Below are 1,946 nucleotides of genomic sequence, written 5' to 3'. Positions count from 1 at the left end.
CGGTCCTTGAAAAAGGGTATCTCGGATCGGGGAATGTCGGGCGGAATGCGACTATCATTCGATCCAACTGCCTGCTTGAAGGCAACAACCTGCTCTGCGAGTTTTCAATAGGCTACTTAAAGTGAAGGGTTGGAGCCGTCTTTGAAAGGGAGTCATTAATAATCATGAGATTTCATGTTCAATGGCGTTAAGTATTCTCGGAAAAGCAACCCTCGCGTGGTCTTTTGCTACTGCGGAGACGTTAAAGGGATCTGATGCTACTTGTTTTCAAATCAGGGCAGGTCTTATCGCACTAAGTCTAGGTTGCAAGCTTGTCGTTGGACATTGAATGGTTGATTTCCTGAAACGACGCGGGTTTGAGGTGGCATTTTTCTTCGAGTCTTTGCGGCGAAAAGGTGATTCTTACCTCTATTTAGCTTAAAAATACTTACCGCGTTTTCCTTCACAACTAAGGTGAAATGCGTAGGTTTCTAACAATCGACAATTAATTAATTCATTAATAGCAATTGGTTAAGGGGGATGAGGGTTGAAAGAACATATTGGAATATTTACATCAATTAACAGTTAAATGTTATTCATTGCTCTTGACAGTCTGACGAAATGTATTACAAGCTGCATTGGCTTTCAGACTGTGGTTAAGTCTGTGGGGCGATTTGTCGTTCCATCTGTGTGGGGGCTAAACAGATTATACCTATCTCGTCGGATGTCGAGGGGGAAATCAAAGACCCCGGAAGTGCGGTCACACCTCCGAGGTCAGTTATCGACTTGCTATTAAGTGGGTCGATAGATTTTTTTGACTCTTTGTTGTCCGGTTGCTCAGACTATCCAGGAGAGGATTTTTTCGAGCCAGAGATAGCCCCACCAGAAAAGCTGCGGCAGGTCTTTCTCGAAGAGCGCCTCGACAATTTCATAAAGATCTTTCGCAAGACCAATAAAAATCACGAAGCACGTATAGGCCAGATAAAACAGGTTCAAGAATCGTTCCATCTGTATCACCCCCTTTCAATGTTGAGGGGTTCGGCTAAGCTGTCCGATGCTAATCGCTTCTTCTCACCTAACCATCTAAGTCCTAGCCTATGTAGGCCGCGGACGAGTGAACTTTTCCATAGGTTCCCCTTATGTTTGAATGCCTTTCGGCGTTTGAGACAGAGTGTGTCATCTGTGGTTGACTCTAACCGGCGTCTCTTCAAGCGGTTTTATTGGTTGTCTGCCATTTGAATCGATGTTTACAGTTAGATTTAACTCGGACGCATTTGTCCTGTCTCGATGAAGTCAGTTTGAGGTTGTGGCAGGATCGCCGTAGTTGAAATCGGAAAAAAACAAATACCTATTTATCAAGCGGCCGCGAAATACGGCAATATCATCAAGGCTGGCGTAGCCAAACTATTCTTAAGCGGTGCATTAATTACACCTCCGACCTGTGAAAGAGGCCGTATATTTGTTCGCAGGATTGATCCTGCCGGAGACTAAAGTCGCACACACCGCGCGCGGTTGTTTAAAATATAGTTAATTCATGTGATATAATTCCTCATTCGTCAAGATAAAAACGACTCGTGCCGAGCTTTTCTACTTGTTCAGCGGTAGATATATAACAATAATAAATTGTTATATTGGTAATTGAACAAAAAAATAATTGTATTAAAGTAATTAGTGTTGTTCTCATATTAATGTATTGAAATTAAAGAAAAATTATAAAGATCATAAGTGAAGACATTCATTGGTTTAGGTTGTGGATGAAGATGTTTGTTCGACATCTTTTCGGCGCAAGCAGGTGATCGACTAGCTCCAATTGATGCGGAAAACATAACATTTCGTAGCGCTTTTAGAGAGCCATCCAAAATCTTCCCTTGAGTCAGTGATGACGGTCACATTCTCACCAGATTACGAATAATTCAGAATCTTATAGATCGGTTGCCCGGCCAGAAGATTTGCCGCGCGCAAGGGTT

At 42.7% G+C, this 1,946-nt stretch carries 1 protein-coding gene; it reads right to left on the bottom strand.

Annotation, left to right across the window (positions count from 1 at the left end; translation table 11 throughout):
- Positions 1-816: 816 nt before the first annotated feature.
- A complete protein-coding gene (locus tag TH30_RS22200; RefSeq protein WP_181850435.1) occupies positions 817-987 on the bottom strand; it encodes a hypothetical protein in 171 nt (56 codons plus the stop codon).
- Positions 988-1,946 lie beyond the last annotated feature (959 nt).

The sequence above is a fragment of the Thalassospira profundimaris genome (assembly GCF_003326795.1).
In the GTDB taxonomy this organism is placed as follows: Bacteria; Pseudomonadota; Alphaproteobacteria; order Rhodospirillales; family Thalassospiraceae; genus Thalassospira; species Thalassospira profundimaris_C.
Note: the sequence above shows the minus strand (reverse complement) of the source record. Positions and strands in the feature narration are given on the sequence as shown.

What these genes read in the sequence shown, in the direction of transcription:
- TH30_RS22200 (WP_181850435.1), bottom strand. Translation starts at nt 987, where the DNA reads ATGGAACGATTCTTGAACCTGTTTTATCTGGCCTATACGTGCTTCGTG.